Source organism: Bradyrhizobium sp. LB11.1 (assembly GCF_040549385.1).
Classification (GTDB): domain Bacteria; phylum Pseudomonadota; class Alphaproteobacteria; order Rhizobiales; family Xanthobacteraceae; genus Bradyrhizobium.
Map to the genome: position 1 here is coordinate 1 of NZ_JBEPTH010000011.1, position 17,994 is coordinate 17,994.

A 17,994-nucleotide genomic window follows, 5' to 3' on the forward strand; every position below is an offset into this window, starting at 1 on the left:
ATGACGTGCTGAAGGCGATCGATCTTGCCACCGGCGTGCAGACCGCGACGGTCAACGCCAACGGCACCGCGACGCTGGCGACCGCAACCGGCCAGTCGAACTCGACGATCAATACGTCCGGTCAGCTCAAGATCTCGACCGGCGTCAATGCCGACCTCTCGATCACCGGCACCGGCAATGCACTGAATGTGTTCGGGTTGGCCGGCAACACCGGCAGCGCGTCGGCGTTCACTGCGGCGCGCACCTCCGGCATCGGCGGCATTGCCGGCAAGACCTTGACCTTCTCCTCCTTCAACAGCGGCACGGCGGTCAATGTCACCTTCGGCGATGGCACCAACGGCACGGTCAAGACGCTCGATCAGCTCAACACGCAGCTTCTGGCCAACAACCTGGCTGCCACGATCGACGCCAACGGCCGGCTGACCATCACTGCATCGAACGACTACGCGTCCTCGACGCTTGGCTCGACGACCGCCGGCGGCGCGATCGGCGGCACGCTCACTTCGGCACTGACGTTCTCGACGGCTTCCACCCCCGTTCAGGATGCGGTTGCGCAGACGGCTCGTGCGAACCTGGTGTCTCAGTACAACAACATCCTGAACCAGATCGACACGACCTCGCAGGACTCTTCCTTCAACGGCGTCAACCTGTTGAACGGCGATCAGCTCAAGCTGGTGTTCGACGAGACCGGCAAGTCGAGCCTGAACATCACCGGCGTGACCTACAACTCCAAGGGTCTGGGCCTCGCCGCGCTGACCGTCGGCGTCGACTTCATCGACAACGCCGCGTCCAACCGCGTGCTGACCAATTTGAACGCCGCGTCGAGCACGCTGCGCTCGGAAGCGTCGGCGCTTGGTTCGAACCTCTCGGTGGTGCAGGTTCGTCAGGATTTCAACAAAAACCTGATCAACGTGCTGCAGACCGGCTCGTCGAACCTGACGCTGGCCGACACCAATGTCGAGGCGGCGAACAGCCAGGCGCTCTCGACCCGCCAATCGATCGCGGTCTCCGCGCTGTCGCTGGCCAACACCTCGCAGCAAAGCGTGCTCCAGCTGCTCCGCTAGTAAGCAACTGAACTAACTCAATAAAATCGGGCGGCGGGGCTTTTGCTCCGCCGCCCTTTTTTGCGTTTTGAGGCAGGGAAGGGCGTACACCAGCCATTAACCCTGTCCCTTAAACCGGCGTTAACCATACTTTAAAGGAGAGCCCCTAAAACTGGACAAAAGCCCGCTTCCGAGATCGCGCGGCCGATTCGTATCCGGTTCAAGAGGAAGACCTGCCAATGTCCAACATCGTTCTCTCGGCGTCCGTTCGCCAGAACCTGTTGTCGCTGCAGTCGACGGCCGACTTGCTGGCCACGACGCAGGAACGGCTGTCGACCGGCAAGAAGGTCAACACCGCGCTCGACAATCCCACCAACTTCTTCACGGCGCAGGGGTTGGACAACCGGGCGAGTGACATCAGTAACCTGCTCGACGGCATCAACAACGGTGTGCAGGTGCTCCAGGCCGCCAATACCGGTATCACCTCGCTGCAAAAGCTGATCGACTCGGCGAAATCGATCGCCAACCAGGCGCTGCAGACCACGGTCGGCTACTCCACCAAATCCAACGTCTCGACCACGATCCCGGGTGCGACGCCGGCGGATCTGCGCGGCACGACCTCTTATGCGAGCGCGACCGCCAACAGCAACGTGCTCTATACCGGTGCGGCAGGCGGCGTCACGCCGGTGACGGCGGCTGCCGCGCTCGGCGCTTCGCTGGGTTCGAATGCCGGCACCTTTGTCGGCGGCACGGTGAACGCGGCCGACGGCAGCACTGCGCTCGCCGGCACGGACACGCTGCTCGGCACCACCACATCCACTACGTTCAGCACGCCGCCCGCGGACGGTGACACCATCACCGTGAACGGCAAGACTATCACTTTCCGCACCGGCTCCGCCCCGGCGGCGCAGCCGACCGGCTGGGGCCTCAATCCCAGCGGAAGCATCGCCACTGACGGCAACGGCAACTCGATCGTCTATGAGGGAACGGCGGCAGCGCCGAAGGCGACCGTCAACGACGTGCTCAGTGCGATCGACCTCGCCAGCGGTGTCAAGACCGCGACGATCAGCGCAGGTGCTGCCACGATCGCGACCAGCGGTGCGACCGTCGGTACGGTCCAGACGCCATCCTCCATCACGGCGGGCGCAGTCACGCTGAAGAGCTCGACCGGTGCTGACCTCAGCATCACGGGCAAGGCCGACTTCCTCAACAAGCTCGGCCTGACGGCCGCGACCGGCGCGGGTAATGCCAGCGTCACTGCAGACCGGTCGACGACGTCGGGCTCGCTGGGGTCGCTGGTCCAGGACGGTTCGACGCTGAACATCGACGGCCACACCATCACCTTCAAGAACGCGCAGACGCCGCAATCGGCGGCGAGCGTGGCCAACGGCTATGGCGTCAGCGGCAACGTCGTCACCGACGGCAACGGCAACTCGACGGTCTATCTGCAGAGCGCGAACCTGACCGACCTGCTCAATTCGTTCGACCTTGCCACCGGCGTCAAGACCGCCAGCCTGTTTAACGGTGCTGCGACGCTCAACCCCACGCCGGGTCAGATTCCGTCGTCGGTGAATTCGAGTGGCCAGCTGGCGATCTCGACCGGCATCAACGCCGACCTCTCGATCACTGGCACCGGCAACGCGCTAAGTGCCTTCGGTCTCAGCGGCAACACCGGGACGGCGACGGCATTCAGCGCGGCGCGCAACTCTGGTGTCGGTGGTGTCGCTGGAAAGACCTTGACGTTCTCCTCCTTCAATGGCGGTACGCCGGTCTCCGTCACCTTCGGCGACGGCACCAACGGTACGGTCAAGACGCTCGACCAGCTCAACGTCCAGCTTCAGGCCAACCACCTGACGGCGACGATCGACGCCAACGGCGTGCTGACGGTCACCACCGTCAACGAATACGCCTCCTCGACGCTCGGCTCGAGCACCGCGGGCGGTGCGGTCGGCGGCACGCTCACCAGCGTCCTTGCCTTTACCACCGCGCAGCCGCCGGTTCAGGATCCCGTCGCGCAAACGGCGCGTTCGGGCCTGGTCAGCCAGTTCAACAACATCCTGGCGCAGATCGACACCACGTCGCAGGATTCGTCCTTCAACGGCGTCAACCTGCTCAACGGCGATACGCTCAAGCTCGTCTTCAACGAGACCGGCAGCTCCACGCTCGGCATCAACGGCGTGGTGTTCAACTCGGCGGGTCTTGGGCTGAGCAATCTCGTCCCGGGCACCGATTTCATCGACAACGGCGCGACCAACAAGGTGCTCACCAGCCTGAATGCGGCCTCCAGTACGCTGCGGTCGGAAGGCTCGTCGCTCGGTTCGAACCTGTCGATCGTGCAGGTGCGCCAGGACTTCTCCAAGAACCTGATCAACGTGCTGCAGACCGGCTCGGCCAACCTGACGCTTGCGGACACCAACGAGGAAGCGGCGAACAGCCAGGCGCTGTCGACCCGCCAGTCGATCGCGGTCTCTGCACTGTCGCTGGCCAACCAGTCGCAGCAGAGCGTACTGCAGCTGCTCCGCTAATTCGCAAACGCAGAATCGAATCTCGAAACGGCACGGCGGGGCTAAAGCTCCGCCGTTCTTTTGAGGGAGTTCGCTAAGACAGGATTAGCTGAGATCGATGTGCATGATGCAGTGCAAGTTTACAGCTTGCATCCGCGCATCTAACCTCGCGCCTACGAAGAACTCCGCGACCCGTAATAATCCGGAGTGCTTCCATGCGTACATGTAAGCAAATCTTAAGCGCTACTGCATAGGGTTGGGAAAGAAATCCTTAAGCCCGTTCAACGGGCTAGGAAGCTTCCAAGGTGTGATTGATGTCGAATTCCGCTGCCTCGGCCTACGCGCGTGTTGCAACGACCACCGCATCTCCTCGTGACGTCGAGGCGCAGACCCTGCTCAAGGCAGCCAATAAGCTCCAGGACGCGATCAACGCCGCTGATCCCTTCAGCGAGCAGACCACGCAGGCGCTGATGTTCAACCGCAAGCTCTGGACCATCTTCCTCAGCGAAGCCATGCGCGAGAACAATCCGCAGCCGCTCGACGTCCGGCAGAAAATCGCCAACATCAGCGTGTTCGTGCTGAGCCAGACTGCTGCGCTTCAGATGAGCCCGCAGTTCGATCACTTCCGCCCGCTGATCGAGATCAACCGCAACATCGCCGCCGGTCTGTCCGGCCGGCCGTAAGGGAGCCTCGTGATGTCCGACATCATGAGCATTCTGTCGACCGCGTATAAGTCCAACGTCCTCTCGAGCACGTCGGGCTCGTCCAAATACGTTGCGGTCGATTCGTCGCTCTACCAGGGCAACTGGACCGGCAGCTATTCCGACGGCAAGAAATTCTCGCTCAGCGTCTCGCAGGTCGATGGCTTCCGCGCAGGTCCACTATCAGAGTGACGGGACGTCCCAGTACCAGCAGGTGCTGATCAAGGATTCTTCCTTTCGCTTCGGAAATACGAAGTTCACGCTGACCGACACGGGTACGGCGCAGATCAAGAACGTCGTCACCGATCCTGCGACCGGTTCGACCTATCTCGATACGGCCCAGGCCAAGCTCGACACCTGATCGTCAGGCGCTGAGGTCCGTGTTGAGCGGACGCGAGGGCTCCGACTTCAGATCCAGTGCATGGAAATAGGCTCGCCGGCGCAGCATCGCCTCGTCGGGGAACTGATTGACCACGGCATCGGTCCGGTCGTTGACGACCTGGAAGACCATGGATGCGGACGCCTGGTCGAACACGACCTGACGCGAGATGTTCGCATTGCTCTGCAGGTCATTGCCCGCAGCCGCGCTCGTATCGCTTGCGGCGACCGTCTGGCTCACCGGCAAATCGGTTTGAACGGCATCGTTCGCCGCCGAGTTCGACGTCGTCACGATCTGCGCTGGGGCCGGTATCCCCACCGGCCTGATGCTGAAATCTGTACTCATGGCAGCCTCCTGGTTGCCTCGTGTGAGTCAAATCCCAACCCCTCTCAATGCGCAACCATGGAACACCAGGATTGAACACCCGGTAAGCAAACGTGACTAACCGCGCGACGCTGTCGCCGCCCGGTTTTTCGTAAAATTGGATGGAGTTCCTTGTCTGCGCTCAGAGCGTGCGGCTGACCGCGAGCGGCGTGATGTGACGCGGGCCAGCCGTGGCGCGGCGTCCTGCCGCCGTATAGGTGTTCGGCACGTTGCGCTTCTGGATCTCGGCATTGACGCCGCGCACGACGCTCTCGGAGACCGCATGCGCGGTCGCGAGTACGGTGAGATTGACCTGAAGCATGGCGCGGAAGGCGTCGTGATGCCGGTGCAGCGTCGAGAGCAGCTCGGGCGCGGATTTCGCAAGCTGGGCCTGGTTGGCTTTCAACTGGTTGACAGCGCCGACGTAACGCCGCGACAGTTCCTGCTTCTGGCTTTCGAGCGTCATCGCCTCGCGGACCTTGCCGGCGCGGACCAGTTCGGTCTCGCGCTCGATCAGGCCAAGCAGGGCGCTCATCGCGTCCATCAGGTCCTCGGTGAGCTTGCGCGCCTCGGCGTTGCCGGGGGTGTTGTTCGCGCGCTGCGCAGGCATCGGCTGACGTGAGGCGTTGAAGTGGTTCATCTCGAATGGACCTTATGCCGTACGAAGAGTGGTTCTGGCCTGCTGCATGATCAGGGTACGGTAGACGTCGCGGGCGATACCGACGCCGCCGGCATTGGCAAAGTTCTTGGAATATTGCTCGGTCAGCATCGAACGCCATACACCGGTACCCGGCGTGTCGCCGAACGGGCCTTCGCCCTTCAGGCCCGAGGTCATCTGCGCGAACATGCTGTTGAGGAACATGCCCTCGAAATCGGTGGCGGTCTTCTGGGTCTTGGCCTGCTGTTGCGGCGAGACTTTTTGAAGTGCGGCGGCGAGCTCGAAGTCGGGCCGGCCGTTGCGGCTTTCGACGGAGAAGGCGGGGTTCGAGACGGCGGCGGTGACGGCGTGCGCCGTGTTGATCATACCGGTCTGCATCACATCACCTCGATATCGGCCTCGATCGCACCGGCGGCTTTGATTGCCTGGAGGATGCTGATGAGGTCGCGCGGGCCGATGCCGAGGCCGTTGAGGCCGTCGACGAGCTGCTGCAGCGAGACGCCGTCCTTGACGACGGCAAACTTCCTGCCGTCCTCGGTGACGCCGACGCTGGAGCGCGGCGTGACCACGGTCCGGCCCCGCGATAGCGGATTGGGCTGGCTCACCTGCGGGCTCTCGGAGATCGTGACCGTGAGATTGCCCTGTGCGACCGCGACGGTCGCGACGCGGACGTCGCGGCCCATCACGATGATGCCCGAGCGTTCGTCGATGATGATCTTGGCGGCGAGGTCTGGATCGACCTGGAGCTGTTCGATCTCGGTCAGGAACGCGACCACGTTGCCCTTGAATTCCGGCGGGATCGTCAACTGCACCGTCGAGGGATCGATCGGCTCGGCGCTTTTGACGCCGAGATAGTCGTTGATCGCCGACGCAATGCGCTTGGCGGTGGTGAAGTCGGCGTTGCGCAGCGCGAGCCGCACGTTCGGCAGGCGATTGAGCGCGAACTCGATCTCGCGCTCGATGATGGCGCCGTTGGCGATGCGGCCCACGGTCGGAACGCCGCGTACGATCTTGGCCGCTTCGCCCTCGGCCTGGAAGCCGGAGATCGCGAGCGAACCCTGGGCCACCGAGTAGACGTTGCCGTCGGCGCCGAGGAGGGGGGTGACCAGCAGGGTGCCGCCGCGCAGATCCTTGGCGTCGCCGAGCGCGGAGACGGTGACGTCCATGCGCGTGCCTTGGGTGGCGAAGGCCGGCAGATTGCCGGTCACCATCACGGCGGCGACGTTGCCGGTACGGATGGTGGCGCCCCGAATATTGACGCCCATGCGCTCGAGCATCGCTTGCAGCGACTGCTTGGTGAAGGGGATGTTGTTGAGGGTGTCGCCGGTGCCATTGAGGCCGACGACGAGGCCATAGCCGATGAGCTGGTTCTGCCGCACGCCTTCGATGTTGGCGAGATCCTTGATGCGCGAGGTCGCACTCGCGGACGCGACCGAGAGCGCCAGCGCTGACAGCACTGCGCAGGCCACCCCAAAAATCTTCACCCAACGAACGCTTGGCATCCTCTGCTCCCCGAGGCTCCTCATATCTCGGACCATCTGCGACACTCCCATGACGAGCTGGTCCGACGCTTTCCTTGCGAGCGCTGTGCCAACACAGGGCGGAGGGCTTAGGCGATTGAAGAGGTTGAATAAATCTGTTGCGACCGATATCAGCCGGTGTTGCCCGTGAGGAGCGAAACTGCCGCCTGTCGGCAGATTTTGCCGGGCCGTTTACGCCCCGTTAACCATAAAGCGGCGAATGTGGCGCATCGATCACCCGGATTGCTTCGATGCGCATCTACGGACCGAATGGCACCACGCTTGGAACGCCGGCCAGCCAGGCCAGGCGAACGAGCTCCGGCACCTTCGTGCTGCCTGACACGACGTCTGCGCAGGACACGCGCGCGGCCGCTGCGCCCAAGGCCTCCGCCAACATCGATGCGCTGCTCGCGCTGCAAGGTATCGAGGAAGATCCGGTCGAGCGCCGCAAGCGCTCGGTCGCTTGCGGCAAGACCGCACTCGACGTGCTCGACGATCTCAAGATGGGACTCTTGTCCGGCAATTTCGACGCCTCGACCGTGATGCGGCTGCGCGATGCGGCGGCGAACCTGAAATCCTCCTCTGGCGATCCCGGTCTGGATTCCGTGCTGTCCGAGATCGAGCTGCGCGTCGAGGTCGAGCTGGCAAAGGCCGGGCAGGGCTGATCGTCATTCCTGCAATCTAAAGCGTCTGCGAAACGGCCTTATGCCGCTTCCTCCTTCAACTGCGCATCGTAGCGGCGCTGGGCGGCGAGCACGTCTTTCAAATTTTCCTCGGCCCAATCGCGCAAAGGATCGACAGCGGCGGCGAGTGTCACGCCGAGCTGCGTGATCGAATATTCAACCGTCACCGGCACGGTCGCGATGGCGCGGCGCGTGATCAGGCCGTCGCGTTCGAGCGACTTGAGAACCTGGCTCAGCATCTTCTGCGAGATGCCTTCAATGGTTCGGCGCAACTGATTGAAGCGCATCGGGTCCTCGCGCAGCAGCAACAGGATCAGCACGGCCCATTTGTCGCCGACGCGATCGAGGATCTGGCGCGTCGGGCAATCGGCGGCATAGACGTTGGGTTTCATCTCGCTTCCTCGGGCTCAGCTCAGCTTGCCGGTTACTCCTATGTAATCAGGTAAGCACAAAGTGCTCTCTTAACACCAGCATTCATTACGATATCTAGTAACTATTGGTTACTACAGAGGCGAAGGAGCCTTCCATGAAGATCGCAGTTGCCGGTGCCTCGGGCCGGGCCGGTTCGGAAATCACCAAGGAGCTGTCCCGCCGCGGCCATGGCGTTACTGCCATCGCGCGGAACCCGGAGAAGATCGCGGTACTGCCGAACGTCACGCCGACCAAGGGCGATGTGCTCGACCAGGCGGGTCTGGCTAAACTCTGGGCCGCGCATGACGTTGCGGTAAGTTCCGTCCACTTTTTGGCGAGCGACCCGCACAAGCTGATCGGCGCGGCCAAAGACTCCAAGGTTGGGCGCTATCTGGTCGTCGGCGGCGCTGGCAGCCTGGAGGTCGCTCCCGGCGTCAAACTGGTCACAACCTCCGGTTTTCCGGCCCAATACAAGGCTGAGGCAGAGGCGGGTGGGGTCTTTCTCGACCTGCTGCGACAGGAAAAGGAACTGAACTGGACCTTCATCTCGCCCTCGGCGCTGTTCATCGAGGGGGACCGGACCACCAGGTTCCGGCTTGGCACCGACCAGCTTCTCGCAGATGCGAACGGCAAGAGCTGGATCAGCTTCGCCGACTACGCCATTGCGCTCGCCGACGAGATCGAGAAGCCGGCTCATCTGAGGCAGCGTTTCACGGTCGGCTACTAGGCTTTTGGCCGCCCCCGGGCCCCTGCGGATAAACCTTCCTGTGCAAGGGCTTGGGGGCGCTAACTGCGCTATTAAGGAAATATTGTCTGTCACAGGTGGCCGCTATATAAGCCCCGGCTCACGGACCCCGTTCCGTTCGCGAGTCGTTGCTTACCCAGATAGGCCGCCCTTGGAAAAGTTGAAAAACTACCGACCGACCGAAAAAGAGCCTTTCATGAACGACCGGCAGAAGGAGTACTTCCGTTTGAAGCTCCTCGCCTGGAAGGATGAGATCCTCAAAGAGTCCAAGCTCACCCTGCAAGCCTTGCAGGAGGAGAACGTGAACCATCCCGATCTCGCTGATCGGGCATCGTCCGAAACCGACCGTGCCATCGAGCTCCGCGCCCGCGACCGCCAGCGCAAGTTGATCGCCAAGATCGACGCCGCGCTCCAGCGCATCGAGGACAATAGCTACGGCTATTGCGAGGATACCGGCGAGCCGATCTCCTTGAAGCGGCTCGAAGCCCGGCCCATCGCGACGCTCTCGGTGGAGGCGCAGGAGCGCCACGAGAAACGCGAGAAGGTCTATCGCGACGAATAGAGTCCGAGCCGCAGAGATGCGGCTCTTTGTTTTTGGACTCACGGTGCCGCTTGAGCGCCGAGACCGGTATTTTGCCTGTCGTTTGCCCCTGCGCGGGTCGACGCTCGCGGAATTGCGAAAATGAATCGCGATCAATGGGCTAGAGTCCATTCCTCCGAGCTCACGTGAGTTCAGATGAGAGACAGCTTTCACTTCAGGTGCGGGAGGTTTTGCGAGTCGCATCAACGAGATCGACCGGCATCGTGAGGCTGTGGCGCAGCGGGCTTCACCCATCGCTGCAACTAGGGCCTCGCGCGGCGCGGCGGGACGGCAAGCGCGCTTTTCCATAAGGCCCAGACCAACTCAATATTCTCTTAAACGCCGGCGGCACCCCGTAATCGTTCGGTCAGGGGGTGAGCAGCGCTTGTCAGGCCCGGGCGGGGATGCTCCACTGCCGCCCTCGATTGTATTGCGTGGGAGGCGGCGCCGATGGACAAAATTCTCGAAGCCGCAAAGGCGATCGCGCTGGCGCGCCGCAACCATGCGCCGCTCGCGGCGCTCGAGGTTCCGCCTGATGACGAGGCCGAGGGCTATCAGGTCCAGCGCGCGCTGCACGATCTTTTGCTGAAGAATGTCGGGCCGCTGGTCGGCTACAAGATCGGCTGCACCAGCCAGGTGATGCAGGACTATATCGGCATCCCGCACCCCTGCGGCGGCGGCGTGTTCCAGAAGGGCGTGCACGACAGCGGCGTCAAGCTCGCGGCCTCCGGCTATGTCCGTGTCGGCGTCGAGTGCGAGATCGCCGTACGCCTGAAGCGCAGCCTCGCCGCCGGCGAGGCGCCGTTCACAGCCGAATGGGTCGGTGAAGCCGTTGAAAGCTATCATCCCGCGATCGAGATCGTCGACGACCGCTACGTGAAATGGGAGACGATGGGCGCGCCGACGCTGATCGCAGACGATTTCTTCGCCGCCGGCTGCGTGCTCGGCGCCTCCGTTCCGCGCTCGTCCGTGCCGGACCTGAAAGCGGTCAAGGGCCGCGCCCTCGTCAATGGCGAGGAGGTCAGCCACGGCACCGGCGCCGACGTGCTCGGCCATCCCCACAACGCACTCGCCTGGCTCGCCAACCACCTCGCCGCCGAAGGCAAGGGTTTGCATGCGGGACAGCTCGTGCTGACCGGCAGTTTGGTGAAGACACTGTGGCTGAAAGCCGGCGACAAGGTGCGGATGGAACTGGACGGGCTGGGGGTGGTGGAGGCGGAGTTCACGTGAACTCTCTCCGTCGTCATTGCGAGGAAGCTCTTGCGACGAAGCAATCCAGAGTCTTTCCGCGGAGGCAGTCTGGATTGCTTCGCTGCGCTCGCAATGACAGAGCTTGTGGCGGCGGCTCAGCCACATTGCTGACCACTGACCTGCAGCTCGCTTAGCAACAAGCAAAATACATGCGGCCCTCGCCAGGGGAGCTGGCGAGGGCCGCGTAGTACATCGTCGTTCGCGCCTAGGTTCGCGAACACGATGTGGGAGCTCGGGAGAAGGCTAGAAGGGCAGCAACACGTCCATCACTTGCTGGCCGTAGCGCGGTTGCTGCACGTCCGTGATCTGGCCGCGGCCGCCGTAGGCGATGCGGGCCTGCGCAATCTTGCTGGAATCAATGGTGTTGTCGCTCTGGATGTCTTCGGGGCGTACGATGCCGGCGACCACGAGCTCGCGGATCTCGTAGTTGACGCGGATTTCCTGTTTGCCTTCGACCACGAGGTTGCCGTTCGGGAGCACCTGGGTCACGACCGCCGCGACGTTGGTCTGCAAGGCTTCCGTGCGATTGACCGAGCCCTTGCCGTCGCTGGAGGCGGTGGAGTCGGCGGTGAGGATGCGGCCGGGCAGCACCTTCTGCGCCTGAACGCCGAGCGTCTTTGCGCCGATGAAATCGGTGATGCCCGAATCTTCCGAGTTGGTGCGGCTGCGCTGGGTCTCGTTGGAGAGGTTGGCCTTGTCGGTGATGTTCACGGTCACGGTCAGGAGGTCGCCGACATGGGTCGCGCGCTGGTCCTTGAAGAAGGCGCGGCTGCCATTGCGCCACAGCGAGTTCGGATTGTACGAGGCGACTTCCGGCTTCGGCATCGGCATCTGCACCGGCTTGTAGCCGGGCTGCGTCGTCGGATTGTCGATCGCCGACAGTTTGGGTTGCTCGCCGATCTGCGACAGGCGATCGATCGATGAGCAGCCGCTCGCGAGCGCGCAAGTGGCGAGCAGCAGGCCGGAAAGCGCGACGCGACGAAGACGGGAAGCCGAACTGAACGAGGACATGACTTACTCTGACTTGGCTGGAGCTTGCGAGGCGCGAACTTGCGGGATCTGGGCTTGTGCGACTTGAGCCGGAGAGGCGGGGGCCTGGACCAGGTTCCGGAGGAGGGCTGCAGTGTCGACGGGTGCGGGCGCTTCGTCGCGCTTGAGCGAGGAGGTCTGCTCGACCGCAGGCGCGATCGGCGCGGACTGGCTGGCGCCCTCCACGGTCACCTGGCCACGGGCGGTGACGATACCGGTCAGCGTACGCTTGGTCTGCAAGTTGAGGACGCTCACGGTGTCGCCCTCGGCGCCGCTCTCGATCGCCTTGCCGCGGGTGGTGAGATAAATCCCCGGGACCTGGTAGATGACGGTGACGCTCTGGTCGCGGGCTACGAATTCGGGCTTGGCGATGTCGGCAACGCGGATCGGCGTGCCGGCGCGCATGGGACGACGAAGCTGCATGCCGACGGCGCGCTCGCGCAGCGCGGGCTCGCCGGTCACTTCGGATTTCGGCCGGCGCTCCTGCGCGACGTCGGAGGATTTCAGCATCTCACTGCGGTCGATGTCGTGGGTCAGAACGGCGACCTCGACGGTCTCGATCGCGGTGCCGGTCAAGCGCAGCTTGGTCGGCACCGGGTTGTTGTCGTTGCTGATTTCGAAGGCGATGTCGAAGCGGCCGCCGCGGGCGTCGTAGCGGGTCGCGACCGGCTGGAGCATGCCGGTGTTGGAGGCGTCGAGCCGCATGTCGGAGACGCCGCGGTCGAAGGTGACGGTGATGTTGGCGGCCTCGCCAAGGCCGAAGCGGCGCTCGAGCGCGGAGGCGACCGCGTTTTCGAGGTCCTTGTTGGCGAGCGTGCGGGCAAGCCGCGTGACCTGGACTTCCCTGATGTCGCCGGTCATCACGCCGATCACCTGCTTGGCGCGGAGCACGCTCAGCACCTGCGCGACCGGCAGCGCGCCGGTGGTGCCGAGATCGGGCGATCGATAGACCGGGATCAGCGCGGCCGAGCCGGCATTGTCGATGAGGTCGCCGACCCGGACCACATCCGAGCTGACTGTGACGCTGGCGCGCAGCGTCGGCGTGGCAATGCCGTCGTCGGCGGCCTGAGCCGGCAGTGCCAGCACGAGCAGGGCGGAGAGGGTGATGAGCGTGGTGCGGATCATGATCATCACCTCAGCGGAACAGCGCCGTGGTCGATTGCATCATCTGGTCGGCGGCGCTGATGACCTTGGCGTTCATCTCGTAGGCGCGCTGCGCGGCGATCAGGTCGCTCATCTCCGACACGACGTCGACATTGGCCTGTTCGAGGCTGCCTTGCGTGATCTTGCCGTAGCCTTCGGAATTCGCGGTGCCGTCCTGCGGCGGGCCGGACGACGTCGTTTCGGTGAACTGGTTGCTGCCGACCGGCTGCAGGCCAGCCTTGTTGATGAAACGGGTCACGCCGATCTGGCCGAGGACGGTGTTGCTCGACGAGCCCGGCAGCGTCACCGTCACCTGGCCCTGCTCGTTGACGGCGATGCCCGAGGCGTTGTTCGGGATCGTGATGGTCGGCTGCACCGGATTGCCCTGCGCGGTGACGACGCGGCCCTGATTGTCCATCTGGAACGTACCGTCGCGGGTGTACTGGTAGGTACCGTCAGGCATCAGGATCTTGAAGAAGCCTTCGCCGGACATCGCGAGATCGAGGTCGTTGCCGGTCTGCGACAGCGTGCCCTGCGTCATGCTGCGCGGCGTGCCGACGGTCTTGACGCCGCCGCCGATGTCGACGCCGACCGGCAGGATCGTGCCCTGGTCCGAGGCCTGTGCGCCGACGCGACGGACGTGCTCATAGATCAGGTCCTGGAACGCGGCGGTCTGCTTCTTGAAGCCGGTGGTGCGCAAGTTGGCGATGTTGTTGGAGATCACCTGAACGTTGAGTTCCTGTGCCGCCATTCCGGTCGCTGCGGTGTGAAGCGCCTGCATCTCAGTTCTCCTTCAATCAGGCCGGAACGTCGGCGAGTTTTTCGATCGCCGATTTGTGGAGGTCGCTCTCCTGCTGGAGCAGGTTGGCGATCGCGGTGTAGCTGCGCATCACCTCGACCATGCGGCTCATCTCGCCGACCGAATTCACGTTCGACTTCTCGACGTAGCCCTGCTGCAGGGTGGACTTGCTGTCAGTCTGCTGGTTGGCGGAGCCGGCGCCGTAGAGATTGGCGCCGAGCTTGGTCAGCTTGGCCGGATCGTCGAACGTCACCATGCGGATCTTGCCGCGGATCGAGTCGGTCTTGGCAGTGCCCTCCAGCACCGTCACGGTGCCGTCGGCGGCGACGTTGATGTCGTGGTCGGTCGGCTGGAACACGATCGGACCGCCGGTGCCGAGCACCAGGTTGCCGTCGGAGGTCATGAGCTGACCGGTGCTGCTGAGCGCGAACTTGCCGTCGCGGGTGTAACGCTCGGCGCCATTGGCCTGCACGGCGAAAAAGGCGTTGCCGCTGATCGCCATGTCGAGCGGGTTGTTGGTCGCCTCCATCGGCCCCTGGCCGACGTCGCGGTAGGTGCCGCGGTCCTGCACATAGGAGACCCGGCGGTCGGAGCCGACGAAATTGTCCTCATGCGCGTTCGAGTTGAGGTACTCCTCGAACAGCGAATGGTCGGCTTTGAAGCCGTTGGTATTGGCATTGGCGACGTTGTTGGCGATGACATCCATCTGCCGTTCCAACGTCATCTGCCGTGACAAGCCGATCAGAAGCGCATTCTGCATCGGTAAATCTCCCCTGCGTGAGATCCGCCATTTCGCTCTCCCAAGCGCCTCGGCCGATCCCGTGAAAGAGGCTGTCAGGTTCTCCCAAACCGTTCAGTCTCACCCCTCTCTGAGCGAAAGCCGTGCCAACTCGAAATAATTCGAAATTACAGAGGCTTGGCTATTTTCCGACGTCGCTGGCAGGGGGCAGAAAGGTTCTGTTAGCCATGTTTGCCCGGCAGATTTTTCCTAGTGGAGACCCAATCGAAAGGTTCCGTTAACCATTATTACCGTAGCGTTTGCTTGTAAGAGGAGCGCTTTGCGCTGGGGCATTTGTATCGCGTCACTGTCTGCCAGGAGGCTTCGCTCTTTCGACCCTTTTTGAGATGAGCGAGCCCGGACGATCATGGCGGATGAAGCGGAAAGCGGCGCAGGCGCGGAAGCCGCTGCCCCCAAAAGCAAGTTCAAGCTGATCCTGATCGTCGTCGGCGCGCTGGTCGTGCTCGGAGGCGGTGCCGCGACCTGGTTCCTGTTCTTCCATCATGGCGACGCCGAGCACCATGCCGAGGCCGCGCCCCCACCGAAGCCGCCGGTGTTCGTCGAGGTGCCAGACATGATGGTCAACCTCGCCGGCGCGCCCGGCGAGCGCGTGCAGTATCTGAAACTCAAGATCGTGCTCGAACTGAAGGAAGAGAAGCAGGTCGAGGCGATCAAGCCGACGATGCCGCGCGTCACCGACATCTTCCAGACCTATGTGCGCGAGCTCCGCTCGTCCGACCTCAACGGCTCCGCCGGCATCTTCCGCCTCAAGGAAGAGCTGACCAAGCGCGTCAACGCCGCGGTCGCGCCGGTGCAGGTCAGCGCGGTGCTGTTCAAGGAAGTCGTGCTCCAGTGAGGATGCAGGCGAAGGTGATGGGCTAGCGTCATGGCCGGCAACGAGCAGATGGACCAGGATGCGATTGCCGCCCAATGGGAGGCGTCGCTCGACTCCGAGGATCCCGCGGAGGCCGCGAAGGCTGCTGCCGAAAACGAACTCTCGGAGACGATGGCCCTGCAATGGGCGGCCATGGTCGAGGATGGCAGCCGCGACCTCGGCAACGGAAAGAATTCCGGCGAGCGGGTGCTGTCGCAGGAGGAGATCGACAATCTCCTCGGCTTCACCGTCGGCGACGTCACGCTCGACGACCATTCCGGCATCCGTGCGATCATCGATTCGGCGATGGTCTCCTATGAGCGCCTGCCGATGCTCGAAATCGTCTTCGACCGCCTGGTGCGGTTGCTGACGACCTCCTTGCGCAATTTCACCTCCGACAACGTCGAAGTCTCGCTCGACCGCATCACCTCGGTGCGCTTCGGCGACTATATGAACTCGATCCCGCTGCCCGCCGTCCTCACCGTCTTCAAGGCCGAAGAGTGGGACAATTTCGGCATGGCGACGGTCGATTCCAACCTGATCTATTCGATGATCGACGTGCTGCTCGGCGGCCGCCGCGGCTCGAGCCAGCTGCGCATCGAGGGCCGGCCCTACACCACGATCGAGACCGAGCTGGTCAAGCGGCTGGTCGAGGTGGTGCTGGCAGATGCCGAACAGGCGTTCCGGCCGCTATCGCCGGTGACCTTCACGATCGACCGGCTCGAGACCAATCCGCGTTTCGCCGCAATCAGCCGTCCGGCCAATGCCGCGATTCTGGTGCGCCTGCGCATCGACATGGAAGATCGCGGCGGCAACATCGAGCTGCTGCTGCCCTACGCGACCATCGAACCGATCCGGGCCGTCCTGCTCCAGATGTTCATGGGCGAAAAGTTCGGCCGCGACCAGATATGGGAAGGCCATTTCGCCACCGAGATCGTCCAGGCCGAGATCTCCGTCGACGCCGTGCTCTACGAAGCCGACATTCCGCTCAAGGAGCTGATGCGGCTGAAGGTCGGCGACACGCTGCCGCTGGACATGCGCGCGGATGCCAACGTCACCGTGCGCTGCGGCGACGTCATGATCACCGAAGGACGCATGGGCCGGGTCGGCGACCGGGTCGCGATCCGCGTGACGAAACCCTTGCGCAAGCCAAGTACGACACTTGCGATGTTCGAGAAGGTGGACGAACAGAACAAGCTGATGGAGGCCCCATGAACCACTCCCTAGGAATGGCGATCGAGACGCTGGTGGCTATCCTGCTGATGCTCACGATCGGCTACTGCATGCTGCTCAACAAGCGGCTGACGCGGCTGAAGGCGGACGAGCATTCGCTGAAGGCTGTCATCGGCGAGCTGATTACCGCGACCGAGATCGCCGAGCGCGCGATCGGCGGGCTGAAGCTGGCTGTGCGCGACGTCAACGAGAATCTCGGCAGCCAGCTTGCCGCCGCCACGCAGATGTCCGACCAGCTCCACAAGCAGCTCGGCGAAGCCGACAACGTGGTGCGCCGCCTCTCCAAGATTGCGATCGCGGCGCGTCCGGTGACGAATCCGGAAATGGCGACCGCGACCGCGCCCGCGGCCAAGCCGTCGCCTGCGAAGGCGGTGGCAGCTGCCGCCGAAGCCTTCTCCGAACGCCGAAGGTCCAACGGTCTTGCCGCATAAAGCCAGGGTATGAAGTCATTCCGTAACATCCGCGTCATTCCGGTCGTCCTGGTTGCGGTCGCAGGTCTCGCCACGCTAAAAGTGGCGGGGCTCGTGATGAATGGCGGCTATGTCTTCGATTACCAGCCGAACTCGACGAAGAAGTCCTGGGCGCAGGAAAATTTGAACTTCCCGACCGGGCGAGACGACCCTGACATCACCGGCTCGACGCATGGCGCGCCAGCGGAAGCGCCGAAGCCGGCCGCGCCCGAGACCAAGCTCGAGGGCACCCCGGTCAAGATGGACGAGGCCCAGCCGCAGGTCTCGGCCTCGGAGCGCGCGATCCTGGAACGCTTGCAGGCGCGCCGCCAGGAGATCGAGTCCCGCCAGCGCGAGATCGATATCCGCGAGAGCCTCTTGAAGTCGGCCGAGAAGCGCATCGAAGGCAAGGTCGAGGAGATGAAGGCGGTGGAATCCCGCATCACCGCGACCCAGGCCGAGCAGAAGGCCGCCGAGGCCCAGCGCTTGAAGGGCCTCGTGACCATGTATGAGAGCATGAAGCCCAAGGACGCCGCACGGGTGTTCGACCGGCTGGAGATGGGCGTGCTGATCGAGATCGCCTCGGCAATCGCTCCGCGAAAGATGTCCGATATCCTGGGACTGATGTCGTCGGAAGCCGCCGAGCGGTTGACCGTCGAAATGGCCCGTCGTGCCAATGGGGGCGGGGATCAGGCTGCCTCCGCCGGTGATCTCCCCAAGATCGACGGCAAGCCGACGCAAAAGCCGAATTGAGGGCTCATACTTAAGAAGTCCTTAATTGGCAAAATCTACATTCGAAGGCATCGGCCGGCACCAGTGTCGGCGTGGACCCGTCGAACCGGAAGAAATGC

General features: G+C 63.4%; 20 protein-coding genes and 1 pseudogene. 12 read left to right on the plus strand and 9 right to left on the minus strand.

The features are described 5' to 3' along the window. The 4 genes and pseudogenes from ABIA96_RS25635 to ABIA96_RS25650 form a co-directional block, all read left to right on the plus strand. A partial coding sequence (locus tag ABIA96_RS25635) for a DUF1522 domain-containing protein (RefSeq protein ID WP_354139821.1) occupies positions 1-1,064 on the plus strand: 1,064 nt, incomplete at its 5' end. Between the two features lie 218 nt (positions 1,065-1,282). Further along, positions 1,283-3,568 (plus strand): DUF1522 domain-containing protein, encoded by a 2,286-nt coding sequence (locus tag ABIA96_RS25640; protein ID WP_354139822.1) that lies wholly within the window; start codon positions 1,283-1,285, stop codon positions 3,566-3,568. 293 nt (positions 3,569-3,861) lie between these two features. Then, positions 3,862-4,230: a flagellar biosynthesis regulator FlaF gene (flaF, locus tag ABIA96_RS25645; protein WP_027534793.1), complete on the plus strand. Its 369-nt coding sequence runs from the start codon at positions 3,862-3,864 to the stop codon at positions 4,228-4,230. Between the two features lie 12 nt (positions 4,231-4,242). Beyond that, a pseudogene (locus tag ABIA96_RS25650) lies at positions 4,243-4,609 on the plus strand (hypothetical protein). A gap of 3 nt (positions 4,610-4,612) precedes the next feature. Here the strand turns inward: ABIA96_RS25650 and ABIA96_RS25655 are convergent. The 4 genes from ABIA96_RS25655 to ABIA96_RS25670 all read right to left on the minus strand — a co-directional run bounded on the left by ABIA96_RS25655 (position 4,613) and on the right by ABIA96_RS25670 (position 7,150). Next, the gene (locus ABIA96_RS25655; protein WP_354139823.1) at positions 4,613-4,972 is read right to left on the minus strand and encodes a hypothetical protein; all 360 of its coding nucleotides are present in this window, start codon (positions 4,970-4,972) and stop codon (positions 4,613-4,615) included. Positions 4,973-5,132: 160 nt separating this feature from the next. Next, positions 5,133-5,630 (minus strand): hypothetical protein, encoded by a 498-nt coding sequence (locus ABIA96_RS25660; RefSeq protein ID WP_354139824.1) that lies wholly within the window; start codon positions 5,628-5,630, stop codon positions 5,133-5,135. 12 nt (positions 5,631-5,642) lie between these two features. After that, positions 5,643-6,026, minus strand: coding sequence for a flagellar assembly peptidoglycan hydrolase FlgJ (gene flgJ, locus ABIA96_RS25665; RefSeq protein WP_354139825.1), 384 nt, complete (start codon positions 6,024-6,026; stop codon positions 5,643-5,645). Next, entirely contained in the window at positions 6,026-7,150 is a 1,125-nt protein-coding gene (locus ABIA96_RS25670; RefSeq protein ID WP_354139826.1) for a flagellar basal body P-ring protein FlgI, read from the minus strand. Before ABIA96_RS25670 ends, flgJ begins: the two co-directional genes overlap by 1 nt. Positions 7,151-7,419: 269 nt before the next feature. Here ABIA96_RS25670 and ABIA96_RS25675 point away from each other — a divergent pair, with 269 nt between their 5' ends. Further along, on the plus strand, positions 7,420-7,833 hold the full coding sequence (locus ABIA96_RS25675; RefSeq protein WP_354139827.1) for a flagellar assembly protein FliX: 414 nt from the start codon (positions 7,420-7,422) through the stop codon (positions 7,831-7,833). A 38-nt stretch (positions 7,834-7,871) separates the two neighbouring features. Here the strand turns inward: ABIA96_RS25675 and ABIA96_RS25680 are convergent, their stop codons facing one another. After that, entirely contained in the window at positions 7,872-8,243 is a 372-nt protein-coding gene (locus tag ABIA96_RS25680) for a winged helix-turn-helix transcriptional regulator (RefSeq protein ID WP_354139828.1), read from the minus strand. Positions 8,244-8,377: 134 nt separating this feature from the next. Between ABIA96_RS25680 and ABIA96_RS25685 the strand changes: the two genes are divergently transcribed. From ABIA96_RS25685 to ABIA96_RS25695, 3 genes are all read left to right on the plus strand, one after another. After that, positions 8,378-8,989, plus strand: coding sequence for an NAD(P)-dependent oxidoreductase (locus ABIA96_RS25685; RefSeq protein ID WP_354139829.1), 612 nt, complete (start codon positions 8,378-8,380; stop codon positions 8,987-8,989). Positions 8,990-9,203: 214 nt separating this feature from the next. Beyond that, complete coding sequence (dksA, locus tag ABIA96_RS25690; protein WP_354139830.1) at positions 9,204-9,569, plus strand: RNA polymerase-binding protein DksA; 366 nt, start codon at positions 9,204-9,206, stop codon at positions 9,567-9,569. Positions 9,570-10,037: 468 nt separating this feature from the next. Continuing rightward, positions 10,038-10,817, plus strand: coding sequence for a 2-keto-4-pentenoate hydratase (locus tag ABIA96_RS25695; RefSeq protein ID WP_354139831.1), 780 nt, complete (start codon positions 10,038-10,040; stop codon positions 10,815-10,817). Between the two features lie 264 nt (positions 10,818-11,081). Here the strand turns inward: ABIA96_RS25695 and flgH are convergent, their stop codons facing one another. From flgH to flgF, 4 genes are read right to left on the minus strand one after another with little or no spacing between them, the layout of a single operon-like run. Then, a complete protein-coding gene (gene flgH, locus ABIA96_RS25700; protein WP_354139832.1) occupies positions 11,082-11,849 on the minus strand; it encodes a flagellar basal body L-ring protein FlgH in 768 nt (255 codons plus the stop codon). Between the two features lie 3 nt (positions 11,850-11,852). Beyond that, positions 11,853-12,992 carry a flagellar basal body P-ring formation chaperone FlgA gene (gene flgA / locus ABIA96_RS25705; protein ID WP_354139833.1) on the minus strand — a complete coding sequence of 380 codons (1,140 nt, stop codon included), beginning with the start codon at positions 12,990-12,992 and terminating at the stop codon, positions 11,853-11,855. 10 nt (positions 12,993-13,002) lie between these two features. Then, on the minus strand, positions 13,003-13,791 hold the full coding sequence (gene flgG, locus ABIA96_RS25710) for a flagellar basal-body rod protein FlgG (RefSeq protein WP_354139834.1): 789 nt from the start codon (positions 13,789-13,791) through the stop codon (positions 13,003-13,005). A 16-nt stretch (positions 13,792-13,807) separates the two neighbouring features. Then, positions 13,808-14,569: a flagellar basal-body rod protein FlgF gene (gene flgF, locus ABIA96_RS25715; RefSeq protein WP_354139835.1), complete on the minus strand. Its 762-nt coding sequence runs from the start codon at positions 14,567-14,569 to the stop codon at positions 13,808-13,810. 385 nt (positions 14,570-14,954) lie between these two features. Between flgF and fliL the strand changes: the two genes are divergently transcribed. Genes fliL through ABIA96_RS25735 form a run of 4 tightly spaced genes read left to right on the plus strand, consistent with a single transcriptional unit; the run spans position 14,955 to position 17,896 of the window. After that, positions 14,955-15,443, plus strand: coding sequence for a flagellar basal body-associated protein FliL (gene fliL / locus ABIA96_RS25720; protein WP_354139836.1), 489 nt, complete (start codon positions 14,955-14,957; stop codon positions 15,441-15,443). Positions 15,444-15,473: 30 nt separating this feature from the next. Then, a complete protein-coding gene (fliM, locus tag ABIA96_RS25725; protein WP_354139837.1) occupies positions 15,474-16,676 on the plus strand; it encodes a flagellar motor switch protein FliM in 1,203 nt (400 codons plus the stop codon). Beyond that, on the plus strand, positions 16,673-17,125 hold the full coding sequence (locus ABIA96_RS25730; protein WP_354139838.1) for a DUF6468 domain-containing protein: 453 nt from the start codon (positions 16,673-16,675) through the stop codon (positions 17,123-17,125). The genes fliM and ABIA96_RS25730 overlap by 4 nt, the downstream gene beginning before the upstream one ends. Before the next feature lie 9 nt (positions 17,126-17,134). Next, complete coding sequence (locus ABIA96_RS25735) at positions 17,135-17,896, plus strand: MotE family protein (RefSeq protein WP_354139839.1); 762 nt, start codon at positions 17,135-17,137, stop codon at positions 17,894-17,896. Positions 17,897-17,994: the final 98 nt, after the last annotated feature.

Coding starts and splice junctions, on each gene's coding strand:
- ABIA96_RS25640 (WP_354139822.1), top strand. CDS start 1,283: ATGTCCAACATCGTTCTCTCGGCGTCCGTTCGCCAGAACCTGTTGTCG.
- flaF (WP_027534793.1), top strand. CDS start 3,862: ATGTCGAATTCCGCTGCCTCGGCCTACGCGCGTGTTGCAACGACCACC.
- ABIA96_RS25655 (WP_354139823.1), bottom strand. CDS start 4,972: ATGAGTACAGATTTCAGCATCAGGCCGGTGGGGATACCGGCCCCAGCG.
- ABIA96_RS25660 (WP_354139824.1), bottom strand. CDS start 5,630: ATGAACCACTTCAACGCCTCACGTCAGCCGATGCCTGCGCAGCGCGCG.
- flgJ (WP_354139825.1), bottom strand. CDS start 6,026: ATGCAGACCGGTATGATCAACACGGCGCACGCCGTCACCGCCGCCGTC.
- ABIA96_RS25670 (WP_354139826.1), bottom strand. CDS start 7,150: ATGCCAAGCGTTCGTTGGGTGAAGATTTTTGGGGTGGCCTGCGCAGTG.
- ABIA96_RS25675 (WP_354139827.1), top strand. CDS start 7,420: ATGCGCATCTACGGACCGAATGGCACCACGCTTGGAACGCCGGCCAGC.
- ABIA96_RS25680 (WP_354139828.1), bottom strand. CDS start 8,243: ATGAAACCCAACGTCTATGCCGCCGATTGCCCGACGCGCCAGATCCTC.
- ABIA96_RS25685 (WP_354139829.1), top strand. CDS start 8,378: ATGAAGATCGCAGTTGCCGGTGCCTCGGGCCGGGCCGGTTCGGAAATC.
- dksA (WP_354139830.1), top strand. CDS start 9,204: ATGAACGACCGGCAGAAGGAGTACTTCCGTTTGAAGCTCCTCGCCTGG.
- ABIA96_RS25695 (WP_354139831.1), top strand. CDS start 10,038: ATGGACAAAATTCTCGAAGCCGCAAAGGCGATCGCGCTGGCGCGCCGC.
- flgH (WP_354139832.1), bottom strand. CDS start 11,849: ATGTCCTCGTTCAGTTCGGCTTCCCGTCTTCGTCGCGTCGCGCTTTCC.
- flgA (WP_354139833.1), bottom strand. CDS start 12,992: ATGATCCGCACCACGCTCATCACCCTCTCCGCCCTGCTCGTGCTGGCA.
- flgG (WP_354139834.1), bottom strand. CDS start 13,791: ATGCAGGCGCTTCACACCGCAGCGACCGGAATGGCGGCACAGGAACTC.
- flgF (WP_354139835.1), bottom strand. CDS start 14,569: ATGCAGAATGCGCTTCTGATCGGCTTGTCACGGCAGATGACGTTGGAA.
- fliL (WP_354139836.1), top strand. CDS start 14,955: ATGGCGGATGAAGCGGAAAGCGGCGCAGGCGCGGAAGCCGCTGCCCCC.
- fliM (WP_354139837.1), top strand. CDS start 15,474: ATGGCCGGCAACGAGCAGATGGACCAGGATGCGATTGCCGCCCAATGG.
- ABIA96_RS25730 (WP_354139838.1), top strand. CDS start 16,673: ATGAACCACTCCCTAGGAATGGCGATCGAGACGCTGGTGGCTATCCTG.
- ABIA96_RS25735 (WP_354139839.1), top strand. CDS start 17,135: ATGAAGTCATTCCGTAACATCCGCGTCATTCCGGTCGTCCTGGTTGCG.